Origin of the sequence: Exiguobacterium sp. LL15 (assembly GCF_024436095.1) — a bacterium.
GTDB lineage: Bacteria > Bacillota > Bacilli > Exiguobacteriales > Exiguobacteriaceae > Exiguobacterium_A > Exiguobacterium_A indicum.
Genome location: NZ_JANFNX010000004.1, coordinates 36,361 through 60,232 on the forward strand (window position 1 = coordinate 36,361; position 23,872 = coordinate 60,232).

22 protein-coding genes are annotated in these 23,872 nt (G+C 46.5%); 14 read left to right on the forward strand and 8 right to left on the reverse strand.

Annotated elements, in window-relative coordinates:
- The first annotated feature begins 12 nt into the window (after positions 1-12).
- From menB to menC, 3 genes are all read left to right on the forward strand, one after another.
- Positions 13-837 carry a 1,4-dihydroxy-2-naphthoyl-CoA synthase gene (menB, locus tag NOM72_RS14495; protein WP_023469886.1) on the forward strand — a complete coding sequence of 275 codons (825 nt, stop codon included), beginning with the start codon at positions 13-15 and terminating at the stop codon, positions 835-837.
- A gap of 63 nt (positions 838-900) precedes the next feature.
- Positions 901-2,283, forward strand: a complete 1,383-nt coding sequence (gene menE, locus NOM72_RS14500) for an o-succinylbenzoate--CoA ligase (RefSeq protein ID WP_255999389.1) — start codon at positions 901-903, stop codon at positions 2,281-2,283.
- Positions 2,280-3,350, forward strand: coding sequence for an o-succinylbenzoate synthase (gene menC, locus NOM72_RS14505; protein ID WP_255999390.1), 1,071 nt, complete (start codon positions 2,280-2,282; stop codon positions 3,348-3,350). Before menE ends, menC begins: the two co-directional genes overlap by 4 nt.
- A 78-nt stretch (positions 3,351-3,428) precedes the next feature.
- Here the strand turns inward: menC and map are convergent, their stop codons facing one another.
- From map to NOM72_RS14530, 5 genes are all read right to left on the reverse strand, one after another.
- A complete protein-coding gene (gene map, locus NOM72_RS14510) occupies positions 3,429-4,190 on the reverse strand; it encodes a type I methionyl aminopeptidase (protein ID WP_023467279.1) in 762 nt (253 codons plus the stop codon).
- 13 nt (positions 4,191-4,203) lie between these two features.
- Positions 4,204-5,394 (reverse strand): EAL-associated domain-containing protein, encoded by a 1,191-nt coding sequence (locus tag NOM72_RS14515; RefSeq protein WP_023467278.1) that lies wholly within the window; start codon positions 5,392-5,394, stop codon positions 4,204-4,206.
- 72 nt (positions 5,395-5,466) lie between these two features.
- Positions 5,467-5,733 carry a hypothetical protein gene (locus tag NOM72_RS14520; RefSeq protein WP_023467277.1) on the reverse strand — a complete coding sequence of 89 codons (267 nt, stop codon included), beginning with the start codon at positions 5,731-5,733 and terminating at the stop codon, positions 5,467-5,469.
- Between the two features lie 106 nt (positions 5,734-5,839).
- Positions 5,840-7,399 carry a degradosome RNA helicase CshA gene (gene cshA / locus NOM72_RS14525; protein ID WP_035398788.1) on the reverse strand — a complete coding sequence of 520 codons (1,560 nt, stop codon included), beginning with the start codon at positions 7,397-7,399 and terminating at the stop codon, positions 5,840-5,842.
- 332 nt (positions 7,400-7,731) lie between these two features.
- A complete protein-coding gene (locus tag NOM72_RS14530) occupies positions 7,732-8,586 on the reverse strand; it encodes a CvfB family protein (RefSeq protein ID WP_255999391.1) in 855 nt (284 codons plus the stop codon).
- Positions 8,587-8,819: 233 nt separating this feature from the next.
- On the opposite strand from NOM72_RS14530, the gene NOM72_RS14535 reads away from it, so the two are divergent.
- The 7 genes from NOM72_RS14535 (at position 8,820) to NOM72_RS14565 (ending at position 16,205) form a co-directional block, all read left to right on the forward strand.
- The gene (locus NOM72_RS14535) at positions 8,820-8,987 is read left to right on the forward strand and encodes a hypothetical protein (RefSeq protein ID WP_023467274.1); all 168 of its coding nucleotides are present in this window, start codon (positions 8,820-8,822) and stop codon (positions 8,985-8,987) included.
- A gap of 125 nt (positions 8,988-9,112) precedes the next feature.
- Positions 9,113-9,418 (forward strand): hypothetical protein, encoded by a 306-nt coding sequence (locus tag NOM72_RS14540; protein WP_023467273.1) that lies wholly within the window; start codon positions 9,113-9,115, stop codon positions 9,416-9,418.
- 38 nt (positions 9,419-9,456) lie between these two features.
- Positions 9,457-9,714, forward strand: coding sequence for a hypothetical protein (locus NOM72_RS14545; RefSeq protein ID WP_023467272.1), 258 nt, complete (start codon positions 9,457-9,459; stop codon positions 9,712-9,714).
- Positions 9,715-9,792: 78 nt separating this feature from the next.
- Positions 9,793-10,491 carry a lysophospholipid acyltransferase family protein gene (locus tag NOM72_RS14550; RefSeq protein WP_255999392.1) on the forward strand — a complete coding sequence of 233 codons (699 nt, stop codon included), beginning with the start codon at positions 9,793-9,795 and terminating at the stop codon, positions 10,489-10,491.
- A 1-nt stretch (position 10,492) separates the two neighbouring features.
- On the forward strand, positions 10,493-12,394 hold the full coding sequence (locus NOM72_RS14555) for an ABC-F family ATP-binding cassette domain-containing protein (RefSeq protein WP_055966670.1): 1,902 nt from the start codon (positions 10,493-10,495) through the stop codon (positions 12,392-12,394).
- Positions 12,395-12,565: 171 nt separating this feature from the next.
- Positions 12,566-14,407: a diguanylate cyclase domain-containing protein gene (locus NOM72_RS16195; protein ID WP_255999393.1), complete on the forward strand. Its 1,842-nt coding sequence runs from the start codon at positions 12,566-12,568 to the stop codon at positions 14,405-14,407.
- 10 nt (positions 14,408-14,417) lie between these two features.
- Positions 14,418-16,205: a GGDEF domain-containing protein gene (locus tag NOM72_RS14565; RefSeq protein ID WP_035398791.1), complete on the forward strand. Its 1,788-nt coding sequence runs from the start codon at positions 14,418-14,420 to the stop codon at positions 16,203-16,205.
- A gap of 55 nt (positions 16,206-16,260) precedes the next feature.
- On the opposite strand, the gene NOM72_RS14570 is transcribed toward NOM72_RS14565, so the two are convergent.
- The 3 genes from NOM72_RS14570 to NOM72_RS14580 are packed head-to-tail and all read right to left on the reverse strand — an operon-like array spanning position 16,261 to position 18,531.
- Positions 16,261-16,905 (reverse strand): hypothetical protein, encoded by a 645-nt coding sequence (locus tag NOM72_RS14570; protein ID WP_023467267.1) that lies wholly within the window; start codon positions 16,903-16,905, stop codon positions 16,261-16,263.
- Positions 16,902-18,074 carry a DEAD/DEAH box helicase gene (locus tag NOM72_RS14575; protein WP_023467266.1) on the reverse strand — a complete coding sequence of 391 codons (1,173 nt, stop codon included), beginning with the start codon at positions 18,072-18,074 and terminating at the stop codon, positions 16,902-16,904. The genes NOM72_RS14570 and NOM72_RS14575 overlap by 4 nt, the downstream gene beginning before the upstream one ends.
- A 28-nt stretch (positions 18,075-18,102) precedes the next feature.
- Positions 18,103-18,531: a hypothetical protein gene (locus tag NOM72_RS14580; RefSeq protein ID WP_023467265.1), complete on the reverse strand. Its 429-nt coding sequence runs from the start codon at positions 18,529-18,531 to the stop codon at positions 18,103-18,105.
- A 339-nt stretch (positions 18,532-18,870) separates the two neighbouring features.
- Between NOM72_RS14580 and pflB the strand changes: the two genes are divergently transcribed.
- Genes pflB through abc-f form a run of 4 tightly spaced genes read left to right on the forward strand, consistent with a single transcriptional unit; the run spans position 18,871 to position 23,849 of the window.
- Positions 18,871-21,120 (forward strand): formate C-acetyltransferase, encoded by a 2,250-nt coding sequence (gene pflB / locus NOM72_RS14585; protein ID WP_255999394.1) that lies wholly within the window; start codon positions 18,871-18,873, stop codon positions 21,118-21,120.
- Positions 21,121-21,154: 34 nt separating this feature from the next.
- On the forward strand, positions 21,155-21,874 hold the full coding sequence (gene pflA / locus NOM72_RS14590; protein ID WP_255999395.1) for a pyruvate formate-lyase-activating protein: 720 nt from the start codon (positions 21,155-21,157) through the stop codon (positions 21,872-21,874).
- Positions 21,868-22,128, forward strand: a complete 261-nt coding sequence (locus NOM72_RS14595) for a hypothetical protein (protein WP_255999396.1) — start codon at positions 21,868-21,870, stop codon at positions 22,126-22,128. Before pflA ends, NOM72_RS14595 begins: the two co-directional genes overlap by 7 nt.
- Positions 22,129-22,148: 20 nt before the next feature.
- A complete protein-coding gene (gene abc-f / locus NOM72_RS14600) occupies positions 22,149-23,849 on the forward strand; it encodes a ribosomal protection-like ABC-F family protein (protein WP_255999397.1) in 1,701 nt (566 codons plus the stop codon).
- Positions 23,850-23,872 lie beyond the last annotated feature (23 nt).

The following is a 23,872-nucleotide window of genomic DNA, read 5'->3' on the forward strand; positions in this document are numbered from 1 at the left end:
GGGGGAATTCACATGAAATATGCTCCGGAATGGGTATCAGCCCGCAGCTATGAAGACATCAAATATGAACAATGGAACGGGATCGCGAAAATCACGATCAACCGTCCTGAAGTTCGCAATGCGTTCCGACCACACACGGTCCACGAACTCATCGACGCATTTTCACGTGCACGTGACGATCAAAATGTCGGCGTCATCATCTTAACAGGTGAAGGCGATCTCGCATTCTGTTCTGGCGGAGATCAAAAGGTGCGCGGACATGGTGGATATGTCGGTGACGATGAAATTCCACGCTTGAATGTTCTTGATCTTCAACGTTTGATTCGTGTCATCCCAAAACCAGTCATCGCTATGGTCGCAGGTTATGCGATTGGCGGCGGACACGTCCTTCACCTCGTGTGTGACTTGACGATCGCTGCAGACAACGCCCGCTTCGGACAAACTGGTCCAAAAGTTGGTTCATTCGATGCTGGATATGGCTCTGGTTACCTCGCACGCGTTGTTGGACACAAGAAAGCGCGTGAAATCTGGTACCTCTGCCGTCAATATGACGCACAGCAAGCACTTGATATGGGACTCGTCAACACGGTCGTCCCACTCGCAGATCTCGAGCAAGAAACGATTCAATGGTGCGCTGAAATCCTTCAACATTCGCCAACGGCTCTTCGTTTTCTCAAAGCGGCATTCAATGCTGATTCAGATGGTCTTGCAGGGATTCAGCAACTCGCAGGAGATGCAACGTTGTTGTACTACACAACGGACGAAGCAAAAGAAGGACGCGATGCGTTCAAAGAAAAACGCAACCCGGACTTCGGACAGTTCCCACGTTTCCCATAATGAAAAAAAGGTTCAATCGTCTTACGACATTGAACCTTTTTCGTATATTCATCTCAAAAGGAAGTGACTATTTTGTATCCTTGGATCTATACACGGGCAAAAGAACAGCCGGATGACATCGCACTCATTACGGAAACAGAGCGTTGGTCGTGGTCCGAACTATATACACGCGCACATCGCTTAGCAAGTACTTGGGCGACGATCGTGACACGCGGAGACCGGATCGCCCTTTACGGTCCATCGAGTGCGCGCTACATCGTCGCTCTTCACGCAGCTCAATTGCTTGAATTGACCGTCGTCCCGATCAACACACGTTTGACGCAGACAGAAGTGTTACGTCAATTCAAACAGGCAGATGTACGGCTCATCGTGACGGACCGGACACTTGATACAAAGATCCCGTGCGTGGCTTTCTCTTATGAAAAAGAAGCACCTGACCTGTTAATACGCCATATGCCCAAGCAATACGTCCAATCGATGCTCTTTACGAGTGGTACGACCGGACATCCGAAAGCCGTCGAACAAACGATGTTGAATCATTTCTCGAGTGCGACGAACGCCGCGCGTCATATCGGATCACTGCCAGAGGATCGTTTTTTGATCGTCACGCCGCTGTTCCACATGAGTGGATTAGCTGTCGTCTACCGGGCAGTCATCTATGGAGTACCAATCATTCTTGAGCCACATTTTTCGCCAGAACGCGCCTTACACTGGATTACGACGGAAAAAATCACCCATGTCTCACTCGTCTCGGTCATGCTTGATCGGCTGCTCGAAGCCGGGCTACGTCGCCACGCACTTCGCGTCGTACTGACAGGAGGCGGTCCTGTACCATTACCGATTCTGACGCGTGCACTCGACCGCAATATCCCGGTCATGCAGACATACGGGATGACGGAAACCGCTTCTCAAATCGCAACCCTCTTGCCTGAGGATGCCTTACGAAAGATTGGATCGGCCGGACAAGCGATTCATCCGACACAAATTCGCATTACACGTCATCAAGAAATCGAAGTCAAAGGACCGACGATCATGAAAGGCTATTTTCATGAGGAAGAGAAAACGGCAGACGCCTTTACGGCAGATGGTTTTTTCAAGACTGGTGACTTAGGACGTCTGGACGCCGATGGATACCTCTATGTCCTCGATCGTCGAAGCGACCTCATCATCTCAGGTGGGGAAAACATTTATCCAGCTGAAGTCGAATCAGCACTTCTCTCGATTGATGGAATTCAAGAAGCAGGTGTCGTCGGACGATTTGATGCTAAATGGGGACAAGTTCCGGTCGCCTTCATTGTCAGTACACTCGATGAAGTCATCATCCGAACGGAAATCAGTCAATTGCTCGCTAAATATAAATGTCCGGTTGATTATATCTATCGTAGCGCGCTGCCACGCAATGCGAACGGTAAACTATTACGGAAGCAACTGAAGGAGTCATTATGAGTATCACTCTCCGGTCTGCCGAACTGTTCGATGTTCCGCTCGTCTTTCGTCGTCCGATGCAAACCGCCCTCTCGACGCTGACAGTACGCCGGACGACGATTTTGCGTCTGACCGATTCGGAAGGACGAGTGGGTTACGGGGAAGGTGTCGCGTTCGATACACCGTGGTATACATCGGAAACACAACACTCCCTCCAAGGAATTGCTCCACTGCTGTATCGGTTACTTGAACAACCGCTCCATCATCCAGCAGACGTTACGAATCGTTTCCGCATCGTGCAAGGTAATCCGATGGCAAAGGCGATGTTCGAAGGAGCGATCTATGAATTATTTGCAGCAGCTACCGGTCAATCGCTCGCCACGTATCTCGGAGGTGATGAATCATCTCTCGTACCTTGCGGGAAAGCACTCGGACGGGCTTCTGCAGCACAGACCGTCGAAGCCGTCGGACAAGCGATCGCTTCCGGATATGGACGGATCAAGCTGAAGCTCGCTCCGACGGATACCGTCGTTCTTGAGCAAGTACGTGCCGCTTTCCCTGATGCGCCCTTGATGTTTGACGCTAACGGCAGCTTCACTGAAGCAGACTTCCCTCTATTACAGCAGTGGGATTCATTCGGTCTCGTTATGATGGAACAGCCGCTCGCAGCGTCGGATTGGTCCGGACATCAACGTCTCGCTATACTCTTACAGACACCCATTTGTCTGGATGAATCCATCGTCGCTCCAGTGGATGCCGAGTTGATGAAGACGCTCCAAGCTGGTCAGATTCTGAACATCAAGCCGGCACGCGTCGGTGGACTGACGAACGCTTTGTCCCTTCGAACAAAAGCACCCTACTGGCTCGGTGGGATGTTCGAGAGCGGTATCGGGCGTCGTCAGACCCTTGCTTTTGCAACACTTCCTGGACTCGCTTATCCGATTGATATGGCAAGTACTGCCGATTATTTCGAAGAAGATTTGCTTGAGACTCCGTATCATGTCGAACACGGACACATTCGTTATTCCGCTCCAGCCGTATCCGAGTCACAGTTAAACAAATTGGCAACGTCCCGGATATCCTTATAATAGGAGTACTACAACAAAAAAGAGGCAATGGATTGACTTCCATTGTCTCTTTTTCGTATTTTACTATATAAGCTTTTCTTAGAACGATTCTTTGCCTTCGACTTTCGTCAAAATCTCATACCCGTCTTTTAAGACGACGACCGTGTGCTCGAATTGTGAGACGAGACTCCGGTTCGGTGTGTATAACGTCCAACCGTCCCGCTCATCTTCGATACAGAACTCATCTCCTGTTGAAATAAACGTCTCGACAGCGATGACTTGCCCTTCCTTCAACAAATCATTCTCTTCACGATTGAAGTAGTTCGAGATGGATTCTGGCTCACCATGGAGTGTCTTACCGAGACCATGTCCCGCTAAGTTACGGATGACCGTGAAACCGCTCTTACGTGTTTCGGCATAGATTGCTTTTCCGATCTGGTTGACCTTCGTTCCGGCTTTGACTTTTTCAAGTCCTTTCTCAAGCGCCGTCAATGACACTTCAACGAGTCGGACATCTTCCGGACGTTTTGCTTCTCCTGCGATGACCGTCTTCCCTGTGTCCGAGTAGTAACCGTTCTTCACAGCCGAGACATCGACATTGACGATATCACCTTCTTGAATGACATACTTCCCTGGGATACCGTGTGCTGCGATATCGTTAACACTGATACATGTCGCTCCTGGGAAATCGTACATGACGATTGGAGCAGACTCTGCTCCCTGTTCCTTCAGGATGCGTGCTCCGATGTCATCGAGTTCCTTCGTCGTGATTCCCGGTTTGACGGCATCCGCCATCTCATCGCGTGCCATGGCGACGATTCGTCCAATTTCTCGTAATGCCTCGTAATCATAATCTAACACTTTCATTTCCTCCTCATTCACTCAATCGTTCTTGATATAGATAATCTGCAGAGATATCCGCAAATAAGAACATCCCATTACTGAGCGGCATACTAAATGTCCGCGTTTGTTCACTCGAGCTGAAGTCGACGTACCGTTCGGACAAATATCCACTATGTCTTCGTTCCATCGCTACCGTCGTCCGGATGAAGTAAGGACGGAAACTCCAGTTGTACCCTTTGTAGAAGGAATACAGTTTCCACTCCCCACTCTTTTTACTGACGTTTGAAGATTGTTGGAATCCATTCGCATCCGTGATATAAAACCGGATGAATTCCGGCTCCATCTTCCGGGCGAGCGTCAGCAACCATTGATCGAGATCTTGCTCCGGCTTCAAGGACTGACAATCTTCATTAAATCGAACCGTCCAGTCTTGCTCTAGCTGAAACAAGCGATTCATCTGCTCGCGATCATATTTATAAAACATCGGGACTTCATGGATCAACACTTCCATACCAGGACAGGTCATGACCCATTCAGGTGATGCTTCTCCAAGTAGATTCCCCATGTAGTAACGTCCTCCGTGTTGCCACGCATACCGAAGTTGACCGAGATGACTGATATTCTTATACAAAAGTGGCGCTCCAAGCTGGTCGCAAAGATGCTCCATCGTCTGTAAGAGATGTGGATACGACGCTGAGACGGTCTTTTTTTCAATCATGGAGGATAAATCGACGATCAACATATCCGGCGACATCGAAAAGACACGTTCAAGACTCGTTGCTTCCGCACGGTCCAGCGCTACCTTCAGTCCAGAGTTCTGGTAATACGCGACGATCCGACCCAGACGGTCAAAATCATCGACTTGGACGTCCGTCAAAGTAACGTACATCCGCTCTTTTGGAAACGACGAGTCGACCGTCCGTAAGACATGCAAGAAGTCCTCCCCACCGTTTTCAAACAGCCAAGCTGGACGGCAACGGATCAGAATAAACGCTTGTGCATCGGAGGGTACTTTTTGGAATGCTTGACGGACGACATGCCCCATGACTTCGAGTTGATACTCGATTGGAACATCGTCTTCCTGAAAAAATGGTTTTAACGGTTCTCCACGAAAATGGGACTGGATTTCATACCCTTCCACCTTAAAAGGGGCAGCGCCTACGATCGGTTGAAACCATGCCTCTATCTCTTCGGGATGAACGATAACATCTAATGCATCCATTCTATTCCCCCCTTGTACTCTTGTTCTATCTTAACAAAAAAAGAGCCTCTCTGTAACGAGAGAGCCCCTGTTTTACGATAACGTCGTATCTTTCCGCAATGCGATATACAAGTACACACCGAATGTCGCCGTCAAGTAGATGATACTCAGGACACCGTATTGGATTCCGACGGCTCCTCCCTTACCGATGGCTAGCACAAGAAAGATGATGCCGCCAAATAATAAGGTCGCCAACGGAATATAACGAAAATGTCCTTTTGTCGTCCGCTCACAAATCTTTTTCGTCGCGACGATCAGTGCAACGAGACAGACGGATGCTGCTACATAAATGGTATACACGAATGATTCAGCCCTCTCCCTATCGTTCATGGCTCATTTTATCATGACCGCTCAGATAAATCATAAAAAAGAACCGACTTGTCTGTGACAAATCGGTTCGAATCGTTTACTTTTCAAAACGTGGTTTACGTCCACCACGGTTACGATCGCTTTCGCTACGGTTGCTACGTCCAGCATAACCGCCTTCACGACGATCTGATGAAGAAGATGAACGACCACCTTCACGACGCTCGCCACCGCGTGGGTTGTTTCCACGGTATCCGCCACTGCGGTTGCCGCTTCCACTTCCACCTTTGTTTCCGTAAGGACGACGGTTTCCACCACCGTTGCTACCGAAACGTTTCACGCGGATTGGTTCGATTGAAGAGATTTGGACTGGTGTTGCATCCGGCTCTTTCGTCAATCCTTTAAGTGCTGCTGAAAGAAGTTCCACTGCTTCGTACTCTTCTAAGAGTTCTTGTGCAAGTGTCGTATATTCTTTTGAGTCTTTTGCTTCAACGCGTTTGATGAGTTCTTGTGCAGCAAGCTTCAAGTTGCCTTCTAAGATTTCATCAAGTGTTGGTGCATGACGACGTGACATTTTTTTGTTCGTGACACGTTCGATTGTTTTGATTTGACCGAATTCACGTGGTGTAACGAATGTGACAGCCGATCCTGTTTTACCAGCACGACCCGTACGACCGATCCGGTGAACATAGCTCTCTGGATCTTGTGGGACGTCGAAGTTGTAGACGTGTGTGACACCAGAGATGTCAAGACCACGTGCTGCAACGTCTGTCGCGACGAGGATATCAATCGTTCCTTTTTTGAAACGACGGATGACTTGGTCACGTTTTGCTTGTGTTAAGTCACCGTGTAAACCGTCAGCTGTGTATCCACGTTGGATCAAACCTTCAGTCATTTCGTCAACACGTTTTTTCGTACGACCGAAGATGATTGAGAGTTCCGGAGAATCCGTGTCGATCAAACGGCAAAGAACGTCGAATTTTTGGCTTTCTTTCAATTCGATGAATGACTGGTCGATGTTTTCAACTGTCATTTCTTTTGCTTTGACTTTGATGTGTGTCGGAGTCGTCATGAAACGATCTGCGATTTTACGAATTTGTGGTGGCATCGTTGCTGAGAATAAGAGTGTTTGACGTGTTTCAGGAAGTGCACCGAGGATTTTCTCGATGTCTTCGACGAATCCCATGTTCAACATCTCATCTGCTTCGTCAAGGATGACCGTTTGAACGTGATCGAGGTTCAACGTCTTACGGTTCATGTGGTCCATCAAACGTCCTGGTGTCGCAACGACGATTTGTGGATTTTTGCGAAGTGCGCGGATTTGACGATCGATTTGCTGACCGCCGTAAACAGGAAGTGCATGAACGCGTTTTACTTCACCGATCCGGTTCAATTCTTCTGCTACTTGGATTGCGAGCTCACGTGTTGGAGCAAGAATCAACGCTTGGATGTTGCGTGATTTTGCGTCAAGACGCTCGATTGTTGGGATACCGAATGCTGCAGTTTTACCAGTACCTGTTTGTGCTTGACCAATTAAGTCAACGCCGCTGAGTCCGACTGGAATTGTTTCTGCTTGGATTGGTGTTGCTTCTTCGAAGCCCATTTTTAGGACACCTTTGATAAGTGCCTCACTAAGATTTAATTCACGAAATGTTGTCAATGCTAAATACTCTCCTTTGTCATATGAAAAGCGTCTGCCACTAAACAGACGCTACCGTAACGAATACAATCGACTACCTATTATAACAGAATCTATCACATAAAGATAGAGTGGTTTCTCTTATAATAATGTTTAGGGAAGTCACCATCATAATCGTTGCCATAAGGGCGAGGGAAAGGCGAAGTGCCCGGACCGTGCGATGTACGTCATCGCGTGCCCCCACTAGTGATGGGGTATATTCAGTAAATGGTCGCCGGTAATCAAACCAGCCGCAACCACCAAAATGATGAATTCCTTACTATCTATTCGAAACGCAGGCTTACTCGGTCCGATTATTTCGTCAACCGAATACCCGTTTCATTTTTTTCTATTTTTTTATCTTTCAACAGGCGACCGAGCGCTCGTTTGAATGCTGCCTTGCTGAGACCGAATACTTCATCAATCGTCTCGGGAGCTGTCTTATCACCATACGGCATCTGACCATCATGTTCAAGTAGATGGTTCAGAATCAACTCCGCGTCTGTATCAATGGCTTCAAAGGCACGTGGTCGTGCTGAAAGTAATACTGTACCATCTGGTTTTACATTTGTCACTCGTAATTTCAAGACTTCTCCAAGACGCGGCCAACGTTCCATCTCACGTTCATGCAAGAATCCGATCGATTGATCGTTGACCCAGACGTTAACGCCTGGTTCACGTTGTGAGAAGACGAGACCTTCGACGTCCATGTTGTTCCACTCCTCTGGAGCTGGCTTCGCACGTAAGTTGAAGTATGCATAAGGTGCAGGGTCTCCGAGTAACCGAAGCTTCTGATCATGTTTCAGACGAATGAAGAGTTGATCGCCTTCTTCTGGCCAGAACATCCGGCGCTGCGGCAAATCGTCGAGTGAGACGAGAACGTCTTTTTGAATACCGATGTTCGCGAACACTCCTGTGTTATAGCGTGTCCCATTAATCGTCGTCTTGACATAGTCTTCAAATGAAGCTTCTGGAATCGTCATCGATGATGCTAGACGCCCTTCATTATCTTGATACAAGAAGACTTCTACCTCTTCTTCGAGGGCTACTTTCCGTGTTTGTTCATTGTTATGCAACAACACGTCTTCATTTCCATCTGTCAGAAACACTCCGAACTCTGCTTCGCGTTCTACTTTTAATGTGACAACCTGTCCTGCGCGTAATCCCATTTCGGGTCATCTCCTCTCTGTATTTGAATCGATTCCAGTCCTTGTGAATCGTTCTGCTGTTCTTTCCCTACTATACTATACTCTTTTTCCATTCATCTCTGATATCAACACAATGGTGACAGTTGTGACATATTTGTGAACGGAACACATTTGCGTGATTTTTTTGAAAAAAAGATATATGATTAAATAACAGGAAAAAGAAGGTTTAGTTTAGGTAAATATGGGGGATAAAAATGTTTCATAACATTCAATCGCGTTCGTTCGCACGACGCTTCACGAAAACATTGGTTTTTGCATTTTTTGCGTTCCTTGCTACGATTGGAATTGTCTTCGCAGAAGGATCGAACAGTACGGATATGACACCGAAGACACCAGCGCTTCAGCAAATCGATCGCCCTTAAAATCTACACCTTCCGTGTGGATTTTTTATTTTTCCGGACATTTACAGGACGATAAAGGAAAATTGCGTTTGACCTCGAATTATAATGAACATGCCATCATTTTAATTTTTGAGGAGGAAACGGACGTGCTCTTCTACTTATTTACGACGATTACGGGTCTCATCACTACATACTTAAGTTTTGTTACCGGTTATTATACGAGTTCGATCGGTGTGTTCGTCTTTACACTAGCGATTTGTCTGTCACTATCATCGATCCGCCAGTTGATCCGTACGTCCTATCTGACTTACATTGAATACATTCAACACCGTCGTGTCAAAAAACAGTACGAACGGATGAAGAAACGAGAACAATCTTATCAAATCGGCTATCCTCATCGAGATTCGAGTACACCACTTGCATTCTCCGCGACAGACCAGCATGATAAGTAAAGAACACGATTTCATCACCTAGGAGGAACAGATTCATTATGAACGAAATCCCTTTATCAAACGGTTGGACACTTCGCTACTCTCCTGTCATCGATTTATGGTTGAAGGAAGATGGCGTACTGCTCGTAGATCACGAAGATAAGGTCCGCTTGACTCTCATTTTGGATGAGGAAACGATGGAAATCAAACAGATCGACAATACGAACGCCACGTTCTCTGTTGATCCGACGACACGTCGCCTCACCTTTGAACTTGGAGAAAGCGAAGAGGAATCTGAGCCTCGTTACTGGGAATAATCACGCAGACTGGGTGCGACGCCCGGTCTTTTTTTGTACAATAACATCAGCAATGAAAAAAGGAGCTGTCACTTCACCATGATCCGTACTGTCATTTGGTTCATTTATTTTGGACTTGTCTTACCCTGTACCTTACCATTTTTACCAAGCGCAAAACGTCGAACGCATCTCGCGCGCTATGCATTCGTTCAGCGTGTAGCGAGCGTCTGGGCAAACTCTCTTCTCCGACTCGCTGGCGTTCGTGTCAACGTGACGGGTCGTGAGCATATCCCGGCAAACGAACCCGTCGTCTTCATCTCGAATCACCAAGGGAACTTCGATGTTCCGATTCTACTTGGAACAATCGATAAACCGAAAGCATTCATCTCAAAAATCGAAGTGAATAAAATTCCAATCGTCAATGTTTGGATGAATCTGATGGGATGTGTCATGATCGATCGAAAAGATCGACGCCAATCGCTGAAAGCGATTCGTTCTGGTGTCGACACGATCAAGGACGGACAATCGATGATCATCTTCCCGGAAGGAACACGCTCTAAAGGCGGTCCAATGGCGGAGTTCAAAGCGGGAAGCTTCACACTCGCGACATCAAGTGGTGCTCGTGTCGTACCCGTCGCAATTTCGGGGAGCTATCGCGTTATGGAGGAAACGGGTAAAATTCGCCCTGCCACGGTCGACGTTACGATTTTACCGTCGATTGTTCCGAGTACGATGACACAGAAAGAACTCGTCCAGACAGTCGAACAGCAAATCAAACAGATTGTAGAAGGTGTCTAATATGTTAATGAAAGCAGAAAATCTCAAAAAAGAATTTGCCGATAAAATCGTCTTCGAAGATGTGACATTCTCCGTCTCACCTGGCGACCGGATTGGCATCATCGGCGTCAATGGTACCGGTAAGTCGACTCTCCTGCATATCTTGGCAGGTAAAGAGACGGCAGACGCTGGTACGATGCATCACCCGAATGATTATCGGATCCGCTTGCTATCGCAAACGACCGATTATCCGGAAGACCAAACGGTCATGGAAGTACTATTGTCTGGTGATACACCAACGATTAACGCCTTACGTCACTATGAAACGGCGCGTCTAGCACTCGAACAAGATCCGACGAGTGAAACGTTACTCAATCGCTTCATCATTGCTCAGACAGAAGTCGATGCTGCGCAAGCTTGGGACACGGAATCACGCTTAAAAATGATTTTAAACAAACTCGGTATCCTCGACTTGAACGCGTTGATCGGCTCGCTTTCCGGAGGACAACGCAAACGTGTCGGACTCGCTGAAGCTTTACTCGATGAAGCCGATCTTCTCCTGCTCGATGAGCCGACGAACGAACTGGATGCCGAAACGATCAGCTGGCTTGAAACTCAAATCAAGGAATACCGTGGTGCGATTCTACTGATCACCCACGATCGCTATTTCTTGAATCGTGTGACGAATCATATGATGGAGATCGCGAACGGTACAGCTTATTTCTATGTCGGAAACTATGAATCATTTCTTGAAAAACGTGCCGAACGTCGTGAACGGACAGCTTCTATGGAAGAAAAACGTCAAAACATCCTCCGTCGCGAACTCGCCTGGTTGCGTCGCGGAGCAAAGGCGCGGACGACGAAACAAAAAGCGCGAATCCAGCGCGTGGATGCTTTACAAGACCTCTCGTACGAGGAAGAAGAATCAACACTCGAAGTACAGGTCGGTTCGACCCGTCTTGGTAAAAAAGTCATCGAAGCGCATGATGTCTCTCATCGATTTGGTGAACGGACCCTTTTTGAATCGTTTAACGCTCTGATTGGACGGAAAGAACGGTATGGCATCGTAGGACGAAACGGGAGTGGAAAATCAACACTTCTTTCAATTCTTGCGCAACGCTTAGAACCAACAACCGGTGAAATCATTCACGGCGAAACGGTGAAGATCGGCTTTTATGGGCAATTTGCCGAATTCACGCATCCCGAACGTCGTGTCATCGACGAGGTCGAACGGATCGCAAAAGTCATCACGACACTCGCTGGTGAGGAGATCACGGCAAGTCAGATGCTCGAACAGTTTCTCTTTAAACCGGAAGCCCAATATAAACAAATCGGTAAGCTGTCCGGTGGCGAAAAACGACGTCTGAAATTGTTGACGATTTTGATGGAAGAACCAAACGTCCTCTTCCTTGATGAGCCGACGAACGACTTGGATACTGAGACGTTATCCGTCCTCGAAGATTATTTAGAATCATTCCCAGGCACCGTCATCACGGTCAGCCACGATCGCTACTTCCTCGACCGGGTCGTCAATCGCTTGATTGCATTTGAAGACGGGAATGTCGTCTTTTATTATGGACAATATACAGACTATCTTGAGCAAATGACAGCACCCGTTCCATCAATCGTTGTTGAAAAGACGGTTGAGGTTGCTACAGCACCAAAGATAGAGACGCCAAAAAAACTAAGTTATCAGGAACAACAAGATTGGGCAATCATTGAACAACAAATCGAAGAAAGTGAGACAGAACTGGAGCAATTAGAAGCCGAACTTGCTTCGGCAGGAAGCGATCTTGGTAAAGTCAATGAACTGTATCAAGCCATTGAAAAAACGAAAGCGATGCTTGATGAACGGATGGAGTATTGGACGTACCTTTCTGAAAAAATCGAGGCATTTGAAAACTATCGTCAATCTAATCAATAATTTCGATAAGCGGAGTTCTTCCTTAAAGAAGAACCCCGCTTTTTTCATGAAATGGGAATCACCTCTTATTTTCATTTTAAATCTGAAAATAAATGTGAATTCAAACTAAATATCGGGTAATGTTATAGCATATTTCGTTTTTATGGAAGGCTTGCGAAAGGAGGAGTTCCGGTGAAACGGATCGTTCAAAACATCTACCCTACCGTCGCATTCTACTTAGTTGTCACGTACACCCTGCTCTGGCTATTACCACAAGATCGCTCGTTACAACTTTCAGCGATCATTAGTCTAGTCGGTTCTTTCGTCATTTTCCTACTTAGTCAATCGAAGGCTTTCAAACAATCTTCCATTCCATATAAATGGTTATCGGTCGCCTTTTTCTCGTATTTTCTAGGCGATTTCCTCAATATGATTGGTCGTCTTTTTCAATGGAACGCTGTTAACCTGAACGTCTTACTGGATTTGCCTTACACGGTTCATTTAACGATGATAGTCATCTTCTTATTTCGGCAGTTGGATTTGACTTTGTTTCAAAAACAAAAATTATTGATTCTTGATTCTTTAACATTGTTCACTGTATCGATGATTGCTGGATACATCGCTATTTTCCGCTTTGTCCCCTCTTATACGCGAACGGTGCTCGAGCAAATCAGTTGGACCTTCTATGCCTTCTTGACGATTCTGTTGACGCTGTTCTTTTTCTTACTTTATGCTTCTGGACTAAAGCGAAACGTATCGAGATTAGGATTCCTCTTTCTCGTACTCGGAACGTTCGTGCTCGGTATGACGAACTTTATTTTTTATACGTTGTTATTGAACGGTGAACCGCGAATAGCTGGTTTATTGCTTCCGCTATACCCACTCAGCGGACTCTTCATCCTTGCCTTCATGAATACTCGCGCTCTTCCCATCAGTCATGAACAACAAGCAACTCTTCTTCGGGTCGAAACACTTACGCGTTCCTTGATGTCGTACATCTTATTATCTGTACTGATTCTCTATATTACATTCTTCCCTGTCTCCCAAACCTTTTTCTCACTTTCCGTCGGCATTACGTTTTTATTATTTTTAACACGACAGCTTTTTTCATATCAGGAAAATCTGCGGTTGTTACAGGAAACAACAGCATTGCAAACGAATCTAGAAGACATCGTCCATCAAAAGACAGCACTCTTACAGTTACGTGAAAAAGAACTAACGTCGCTTTTTCTATCTTATCCAGAAGTTGTTCTTGAAATCGATGCTACGTATCAGATTCGATCTGTCAATCCAGCTGCTGTCGAAGCTGGATGGAGCGATTTACCGCTCGGACCGAGCCAACGGCTACAACTCGATCGACTCATTCCATTGCTTCAACAAGCGCAGCTGATTTATCCCTCTCATTTGCTACATGTACCGGCCACGGAGGAACATCCGGAAATCTTTTTGAATACGACAATCATCGATATCCCGGATCACCAACGCTATTTCGTCATCTTGGCGGATATCACGGAAGATTATCAACAGGAAGTATGGCTAGAACGTATGGGGTACCATGATTCGCTCACGCATTTGCCAAACCGACGTTACTTCGAGGAACAACTTTATCTAACTCTGCCGACGTTAGAATACGGCTCCTTACTATTCATTGATTTAGACGGTTTCAAACAAATCAATGACACTTATGGGCACGATGTTGGTGACCTAGTGTTACAAGAGACGGCGAGCCGCCTTCAATCGATGACGACGTCAACTGATCTCGTTGCACGTCTTGGAGGAGATGAGTTCTTGATCTTCATTCAGGCATCTGCTTCGGAAACACGTCAGTTTGCCGAACACGTTCTCGAAGTTCTAAATCATCCGTTCTATATTCAGACACATACGCTTCAAGTCACACCATCAATCGGAATTTCCTTATACCCTGAAGATGGTAAAAGCTCAGAACAATTATTGATTCGAGCAGATGAAGCCATGTACCATATTAAGAAGACCGAAAAAAACAATTTTTTGTTCGCTACTCAAATTAAACGTTAGGAGGGAGTCCATGCTTAAATCGAACTATTTCATCCGTTGGTTTCCTGCCATGCTCGTCATGTCTTTTGCTCTAATGATCCTTGCCACATGGACCCCTTCCATCTCTAATCGGATCGTTGAACAAGTACTACAGTATGCCTCTCTTGGATTGATTGCTTATTTTATTCTTACTGCTTATCGTAAGGAACAAGCATTAGTCGTACCAAGACGAAAATTCTGGCTGATCGCTTTAGGATCACTGGTTTTATCCTGTATCGGTTCCGTTCTTGAGACATTACATTTCTTCAATCCAGACTTTCCAGTTCCATCTATTTATAGCCTAATTTTATTTTCAATATCCCATTACGTATTCTTATACGCGATTTTTTACCGAATCATCACAAAACGGACACTCGGACAACACGTACTCGCTTTCGTCGATGCCGCGATCATCGTCGTTTTCATTGGACTTGTCGCGTTTCACGTCCTCAATGAATTGACGAATCCTGGACTGCAAACTGTTCCTTATGCCATCATCGTCATCACGAATACATCACTCGGTTTATTCGTTTTCTTCTATTTCACGTTCATCCAAGAAACCCATTGGGTATCAAGGATGGCATTGTTCTTATTGTTTTTATCCATTTTTATTCGCGGTATCTACGAAGTCTCAAGTGTTTATTTCCCGGACTTCTCAGCGAATTATCTATTGTTTTTCCCGATCTTGATCCGTTTGGTGCAAAGTGCAGCTATTCTATGGCATATTGATCATATCGAAGAAGGAACCACTCGAACGACGGTCATTCCCCGTTCCTGGCTCCCTCTACTGGCCGTTCCTTTATTCATTCATTACATGGTGGAACGAGAAGGCGGAAAGCTCGATATCTTTATCATTTTAGTTTTACTAATCATTCGACAAATCTTGATTGCTCGTCAGCATGGGTTGATCGTCGCACAATTACACGAACGGAATGAACAACTCGCTTCACGCATCGAACATCGAAAACAACAAATTAAAGATAGCGAACAGCAAGTCATCCCACTCTTTCTCGGTCACCCTGATCCGATGATTCGACTCGATCAATCCGGAACGGCACTATACGCGAACTTAGCTGCCCAACGTCTGTTTCATTTACCCGACATGACGATTGAACATATTCCTCGTACGATGCGTCACCTATTAGAAACACTTGAGACAGATATCGATGAGTATGAAGATGAACAACATAGACGATATGAGATCATTGATATTCCGATTCAAATTGCTGCCACCTCGATGGGACGTTTCACGATTTTACATGACGTCACTGAACGAAAGCTCCGGCAAAAACGGATCGAATACCACGCCTACCATGACGCCTTGACAAGTATCGGAAACCGTCGTTCGTTGGAGCGAGATTTTTCGAACCATCTCCTCGAGATGAATTATCTTGCGGTAGTCGATTTAGACGGTTTTAAGCAAGTCAATGATACGTATGGTCATGAAGCAGGTGATTACGTATTGATCGAGGTCGCGAAACGATTGAGCGAGCATACGAATTCTTTAGAACAGGTGTATCGACTGGGTGGAGATGAGTTCGCGATCCTCTTACACGCCGATGATGAACTGTCCTTACGTCGAAAATGTAAATCCTTCTTACACTTTTTAAGACGTCCTTACGTCTATAAAGGACAATCCTTATTCGTTTCTGCAAGCATCGGTGTGACCGCGTGTCATAAAGCTGATCTTGAAACATGCTTAAAGCAAGCCGACCTTGCCATGTATCGCGTGAAACATCGGGATAAAAACGATGTCGCCCTATATCGAGCAGATTCTTGAAAAAAAACCTAGAACACATTGATCATAATCGGTCATGTGTCCTAGGTTTTTTCGATTATTCTTCTGGTCTCGGCGCAATGTTGCCTTCTTCGATATCGAGGAGTAAGTCGATCAATTCCGCACAAAACTCAGGGTACTGGCGAAGCAACGCGTCTTCTCCTACTTCATCCACGAAATCTGTCAACAAGGCGAGGACTTCTGGTACCAGTGCGCGCGCTACTTTCATGTAGGCAATCGCAAAGCGCCATTTCCCAGAAATGTAGAGCAGTTTTCCAATCAACAAATCACCTGGTTCGACTTCAATCTCAGACAAATCCGTTTGATACGTCTGTTTTGACATCAAATCAACGACACCATCCGCCTCGACTTGAAACAGCGAGGGCATCGGGTCCGCTAATCCACGCAAGGCACGATAGAGGCTAGGCGATAACTCTTCTTTGACCTGCTCAAGAAAACGACCGTGCGGCGTTTTTCCTTGATCATCCGTCTCATAGAAGATGGCCCAATCTACGAATAAGTCCCGGAACAACTCAGCATCTTTTAAATACCAACGTCCCTCCGTTGCAATCTCTTCTATGAAAGCGACCCAATCCGTACTACGTGCTGTCGCTGCTTCTTGATACATCTTCTTCAAGGCTGCATTCATTTCCGCTTCAGAAACCGTCGTCGGAAACGGAATTACTTTTCGATCGTTCTTCATTTCGATCGCCCTTTCCGGTGAGGAGTAGCCGGTCGTTTAATCGTCTGAGGTGCTGTAAATTCACGTTTTGGAATGACTTCCCCACGGTAAATTTCCATTGCTTCCATCTCGACGCCCATTTGCTTCGCAAGTGTTTTTAAGTGTTTTAAGTCTTGATCCGTAACAAGAGCAAGTACCATTCCGTTCGCATTTCCACGTCCCGTCCGACCTGAACGGTGTACGAAATCGTCAAGCGACTCCGGTAAATCGTAATGGACGACATGCGTGACTGCTTCGATATCTAGACCACGTGCCGCAAGACCTGTCGTGACGAGTAAAGGAAACTCTCCTTTTTTGTAAGAACGTAATGTCTCCATTCGCTCTCGTTTTCCTTTTTCAGCATCCAAAATCCGATATTTCAATGAGAATTTACTCAACTCACCATTTAATGGTCCGAGGAAGGAGCGGTTGTTGATGAATGTCAGCACTTTTGATCCTTGCATGTTCGCCAGGCGACGTAACAATTCCGGCTTCTGACGACGTGAAGTCTCCAAATAACCGAATGTCACTTGTGTGCTGACGGCACGCTCAACCCGAATCGTCTCAGGGTTGTTTGCAAGCGTCCGTCCCCATTCTGCTGTCCGTTCCGGCAATGTCGCGGAGACGAATGCTAACTGACGATCGCGTAGTGCACTGTTTGCGATTCGCGTCGCCGAGTCACTCATACCACTCTCATAGATTTGATCCGCTTCGTCCAAGACGATCAATTTCACCTTATGCATCTTTAGCTTCTTCGAATCGATCAACTCAACGAGACGCCCTGGCGTTCCGACGATGATTTGTGGTTTTTTCTTCAATCGTTCATATTGTCGTTTTAATTCAACACCACCAATGAATGCACCGGATTTGATACCACTTCCTTGAGCAAACAATTGAATGACTTGATGAATTTGCATGACGAGTTCCCGTGTTGGTGCCGTGATCACGACTTGCACGTGTGGTTCTTCTACTTCAATCTTTTCTAAAGCTGGAATGACATAAGCAAGCGTCTTCCCTGTTCCTGTTGGCGCTTCAGCCAGGACATCTTTTCCTTCGCGCAACAACGGAATCGCTTGTTCTTGAACAGGCATCAACTCGGTAAAGCGCGCCCGTTCCCATGCTTCCTGTAAAAATGGTTTTGTAAAGTTCATAACGATTTCTCCTACTCTCTTAATTCCATCATGCCGTTACGTATTCGACATGATCTCCTGATGCATCACGGTATCCCCGTAATGTCTGTGTATATTCATTTCCTGCGTCGAGCAATCGAATGTGGAATCGAATCTCGCTTTCACCGGCTTCTTCTTCTAAAATCTCGAATCCTTGGATGACACGATCCTGTAATTCTGCAGCGAGTGCCGGGTACTCCGCAAGACTCGCATACGTCGCTTTTACGTCAACCGGACGACGAACAAGCGCAATCCAATACGATTCATCATAGCCGATAAAGTCTTCATAATCAAAATCATCTTCAAATCGAATCCAGAATCCATCATTTTCGAATTCCGTGATCATTCCCGTTCGCGTTGAACCGTCCGATCCGATTTTCAGCGAGACCCAGTCTCCCGACTGATACTCTCCTTGTTGTGTTAATGATACATACTCCATTTGGCACACCTCCACGTTCTATATTCCCTTTTTCATTGTCAACGATACGTCTTAAAAATACAAGGCACCGTAGCGTGACATTCCTCACAGTTTCAACTGTTCTAGTAAATCTTTTTCAAATCAACTCATACAGTTTCTAAAAAACCTTGATTTATCAAGCGTCAACTGTTTTTTGTTCTTCACTCTTTCATGAATACAGAAATAAAGAAAGGCTGTCATACCAACGTTTTTACACTTGTTAAAACATTCACATGAACGTAAAGGGAATCTCCTTCTCCTTTTGTTACACTATTCACATAAGGAACTGATGATTAGCTCAATTTCAAAGGAGTGGTATCCATGTTATTAGAAAAAACAAGTGCCTGGGCAAGCTTTACGTCTGGTGAATGGGTAAAAGCGATCGATGTCGCAGATTTCATTCGACTCAACCGCACGGAATATACAGGAGATGATCACTTTTTAGTCGGTCCGACGCAAGCGACGGAACGGCTCTGGCAACAAATTCTACAGCTGACGAATGAAGAACGACAACGTGGTGGTGTATATGCCGTCGATGCTAAAACACCATCAACGATCCTCTCGCATGATGCAGGGTATCTGAATCGCTCACTTGAAAAAATCGTCGGTTTACAGACAGACGAACCGTTTAAACGTTCGATTCATCCGAACGGTGGGATTCGGATGGTGAATGATGCCCTAGCTGCGTATGGCTTTGAAGCAGACGAGACCGTCACGAAAACTTTCAGCGAGTACCGGAAGACACATAACCAAGGGGTTTTCGATGCCTATACCCCTGAAATGCGCGCTGCACGTAAAGCCGGTATTATCACCGGATTACCTGATGCTTATGGTCGCGGACGGATCATCGGTGACTATCGTCGTGTTGCTTTGTACGGAACGGCACGCTTGATCGAAGAACGTAAGAAGGATTTAAAGGCACGTGGCGGGTTCTTATCTGAATCGATGATTCGCGACCGTGAAGAGATGAATGAACAGTTGCGCGCATTAACGGAATTGACCGAGCTTGGAGCTCGCTATGGTTTCGATCTCTCCCGCCCTGCAGAAACAGCACAAGAAGCATTCCAGTGGGTCTATCTTGCCTATCTTGCTGCCATCAAAGAGCAAAACGGGGCAGCCATGTCACTCGGTCGAGTCTCGACGTTCCTTGATATTTATGTCGAACGTGATCTTGCGGCTGGTCGCTTGACGGAAGAGACTGCACAAGAACTCGTCGATCATTTCGTCATGAAGCTTCGGATCGTTAAGTTCTTACGGACACCAGACTACAACGATCTATTCTCAGGTGATCCGACGTGGGTAACGGAATCAATCGGTGGAATGAGTGAAGATGGACGATCAAACGTCACGAAAAGTTCATTCCGCTTCTTACACACTCTCTCGACACTTGGTCCGGCACCGGAACCGAATCTAACCGTTCTCTGGTCTACTCAGCTTCCACGCGGATTCAAGGAATTCTGTGTGAAGATGTCGATCGTTTCAAGCTCGATTCAATATGAAAACGATGATTTGATGTTACCGGTTTATGGAGATGATTACGGCATCGCTTGTTGTGTCTCCGCGATGAAGATCGGGAAACAGATGCAGTTCTTCGGTGCGCGAGCAAACCTGGCAAAAGCATTACTTTATACGATCAATGGCGGAATGGACGAGAAGCTCAAAATCCAAGTCGCCCCAGCAAGTCCATTGATGCTTGATGAAGTACTCGATTACGAAACCGTCATGGCGGCTTATGATCGTCAACTCGATTGGCTCGCAGAACTGTACGTCAACACACTGAATGTCATCCACTACATGCATGATAAGTACAGCTACGAACGGATTGAGATGGCTTTACATGATCCAGAAATCTTACGGACGATGGCATGCGGTATCGCTGGTTTATCGGTCGTCGCTGACAGTCTATCTGCCATCCGTTACGCAACAGTTCGTCCAATCCGAGATGCGGATGGGATTGCAGTTGATTTCAAGATCGAAGGCGAGTTTCCGAAGTTCGGGAATAACGATGAACGGGTCGATCAGATGGCGGTCGATCTCGTCACACTGTTCATGGAGAAAATCCGTAAACATCCAACGTATCGCAATGCCCTTTCGACGCAGTCTGTCCTGACGATTACTTCAAACGTCGTCTACGGTAAAAAAACAGGAAATACGCCAGATGGACGCCGTGCGGGTGAACCATTCGCACCTGGTGCTAACCCGATGCATGGACGTGACACTAGAGGAGCTGTCGCCGCACTGACATCTGTCGGAAAATTACCATATGAACATGCGCTCGACGGGATTTCCTACACGTTCTCGATCGTGCCAAAAGCACTTGGTAAGGATGAAGCCACACGCATTCGCAATACAGTCGGATTACTTGACGGATATATGGGTGGTACGACTTCAAAAGGACACCATTTGAATGTCAACGTCTTTGACCGTGAGACGTTACTCGATGCCATGGAGCATCCAGAACAATATCCACAGTTAACGATTCGGGTATCCGGTTATGCAGTCAACTTCATTAAACTGACGCGTGAACAACAGATCGATGTCATCAATCGAACGTTCCACGGTTCTCTCTAAAATGATGTGTAGTATGTGAAAGGAAGTGAGCAGGATGACCTATGGTATGATCCATTCCGTTGAATCATGTGGAACAGTCGATGGTCCTGGCATTCGATTCATCGTCTTTACGCAAGGATGTCCACTACGATGTCAATACTGTCATAACGTGGATACATGGGAGTTCGGTTGCGGACGGCGTGTCTCAGCAGACGAAGTCGTAAAAGAAGCGATCAGCTATCGCTCCTTTTTCGAGGTCACGGGTGGCGGAATCACCTTCTCTGGAGGTGAACCGCTCGCTCAGCCAGAATTCTTGGAGGCTGCTTTAACAGAAGCAAAACGCCATGGACTGCATACGGTCATCGATACCGCGGGATCCGTCGTCCCGAAAAACATCGATGCGATTCTCGATGCGACGGATCTAGTACTACTCGATATCAAACATATCGACGATGCCGCTTGTCGCGTCTTGACTGGACGGAGTAACGCCAATACACTCGCCTTCGCAAAACGCCTAGCCGAGCGAAACATTCCCGTCTGGATTCGCCACGTCCTCGTTCCAGGTATTACGATGTCAGAACATTTCCTCCGTCAGACCGGCGAGTTCATCCGGACGCTCGGAAACGTCGAGCGCGTCGAAGTACTCCCTTATCATCAACTCGGTGTCTATAAGTGGGAAAACCTCGGTCTCGCATATCCGTTAACTGATGTGCTTCCCCCTTCATCAGAAGAAACGGATACTGCGCAAACCTTACTTGAATCGTACTTGTGTTAACGTTTCCATTTTGTTACAATGACGGCATAGACTATGAACAGGAGGTACAACACCGAAATGAAGCAATCACTCGTACACGTCGCTTGATGAATGAAATCATCTCTTTCGCAATGCAGTTGCGGATGCCTGACGCTACGAGTCTGCTCTTTTTCGGTGTGACCAACCTCTGGCCAGCACCTTCTTTGAGTTACACTCCGGCACACCATCCGCTCGCTTCGGATGGTGTGTTTTTCATTTCATCTTATCGGAAATGAACACTAAAGGAGCTGCTTTTATGCCTACTGAAACACTTACGATCCAACACCTATCGATGGACTACGACGAACGACGTCTTTTCTCGGACGTTTCTTTTCATATTCATACCGGTGAACATGTCGCCTTAATCGGTCCGAACGGCATCGGAAAAACGACACTGTTACACTTGATCGCTGACCAACTTCAGCCGACTGACGGTTCGATCAAGCGTCATTACAAAAAACTCGGTCTACTATCACAACACTTCGTAGCGGGCGATCACACCGTTCTTGATGTCGTCGAACGAGCGGATGCGGTTCGTTATCAACTTCGCGCTAATGCCATGAATGGTGACTTGACGATCTATCAACAAGCACTCGATCAGGACGCCTTCTCGCTTGAAGCAGATGCAGCACGCGTCTTAAAAGAAGTCAAATTAGAGGAAGCACTCTGGACACACAAAGCATCCAGTTTAAGCGGTGGTGAACAGACGCGCCTTCAACTTGCCTGTCTGCTTCTATCACGACCTGATTTCATCATTCTCGATGAACCGACGAATCATCTGGATCAAGAGACACTCGAGTGGCTCACGGAATGGGTCAACATGTCACGGACCTCGATTCTCTATGTCTCACACGAACGATTCTTCATCGACGCAACGGCTGATGCCGTCATTGAATTATCCGAATCAGGGGCAACGCGATACAGCGGAAACTATCAGTCCTATAAAGAACAAAAGGAACATCAAGCTCTGTCGCAACAACGAGCGTACGAAAAACAAGAACGCACCCGTAAAGAGCTGACACGCATGATTCAAGGATACCGGCAATGGCATCAAAAAGCCTCGAATCAAGCGAGTGAACGGGATCCGTATGCGAAAAAGAAGGCTGCTAAACATGCGACGAAGGTCAAGGCAAAAGAGCAGCAACTCGAGCGTCTACTCGAGGATCGTGTACAAAAACCACAAGTTGCATCGACTGTTCACGTCGCATTCGAACATGAAGCGATTCGTGCGAAACGACTGATTTCGTTCGAACGTGTCTCATTCATGCATGAGACGAAACCGATCCTAAACGACGTTTCGTTTACGGTAGAACGTGGTGACCGAATTGCTGTCATCGGACCGAATGGAAGCGGGAAAACGACCTTACTGCGTCTCATCGAGGGCGAATATGCTCCTCATCAAGGGAACGTAATCCGTCATCCTCGATTGAAGACCGGCTATTTTTCACAAGCCCTTTCCCACTTACCGACATCCGGTACGTTGTTAGAGGCATTACTTGAGTACGGCACGATGAGTGAAACGGACGCCCGGACGTTGCTCGCCTGCTTTTTATTCCGTCGCGATGATGTTTACCGGTCGATTTCCGACGCCAGTATGGGTGAGAAATGTCGGATCGCTTTCTTACGTCTGTATTTTTCTGGTGCTCACTTGCTTATTCTCGATGAACCAACGAACTATTTGGACCTTGCGACTCGTGAACAAATCGAAGCCGCCCTCGATGTTTTCCCTGGTGAGCTCCTCTTCGTCTCTCACGATCGTTATTTTACCGATCGGCTGTCGAATCGGACGTTTGATTTAACGACTGGATTCAACGATCATCCGGTCGGAACGGCCACGGTACGAAACGCGCGCCGAAGTGACCCTGAAGCGATTCAATCCGACTTACATCGTCTTGATGCTTTGACGGGTAACGTGCCGTTCCATACAGAACCAAATGAATTCCTTTCAAAAGAATAACGAGAAAAAAGCATCTGCATAGA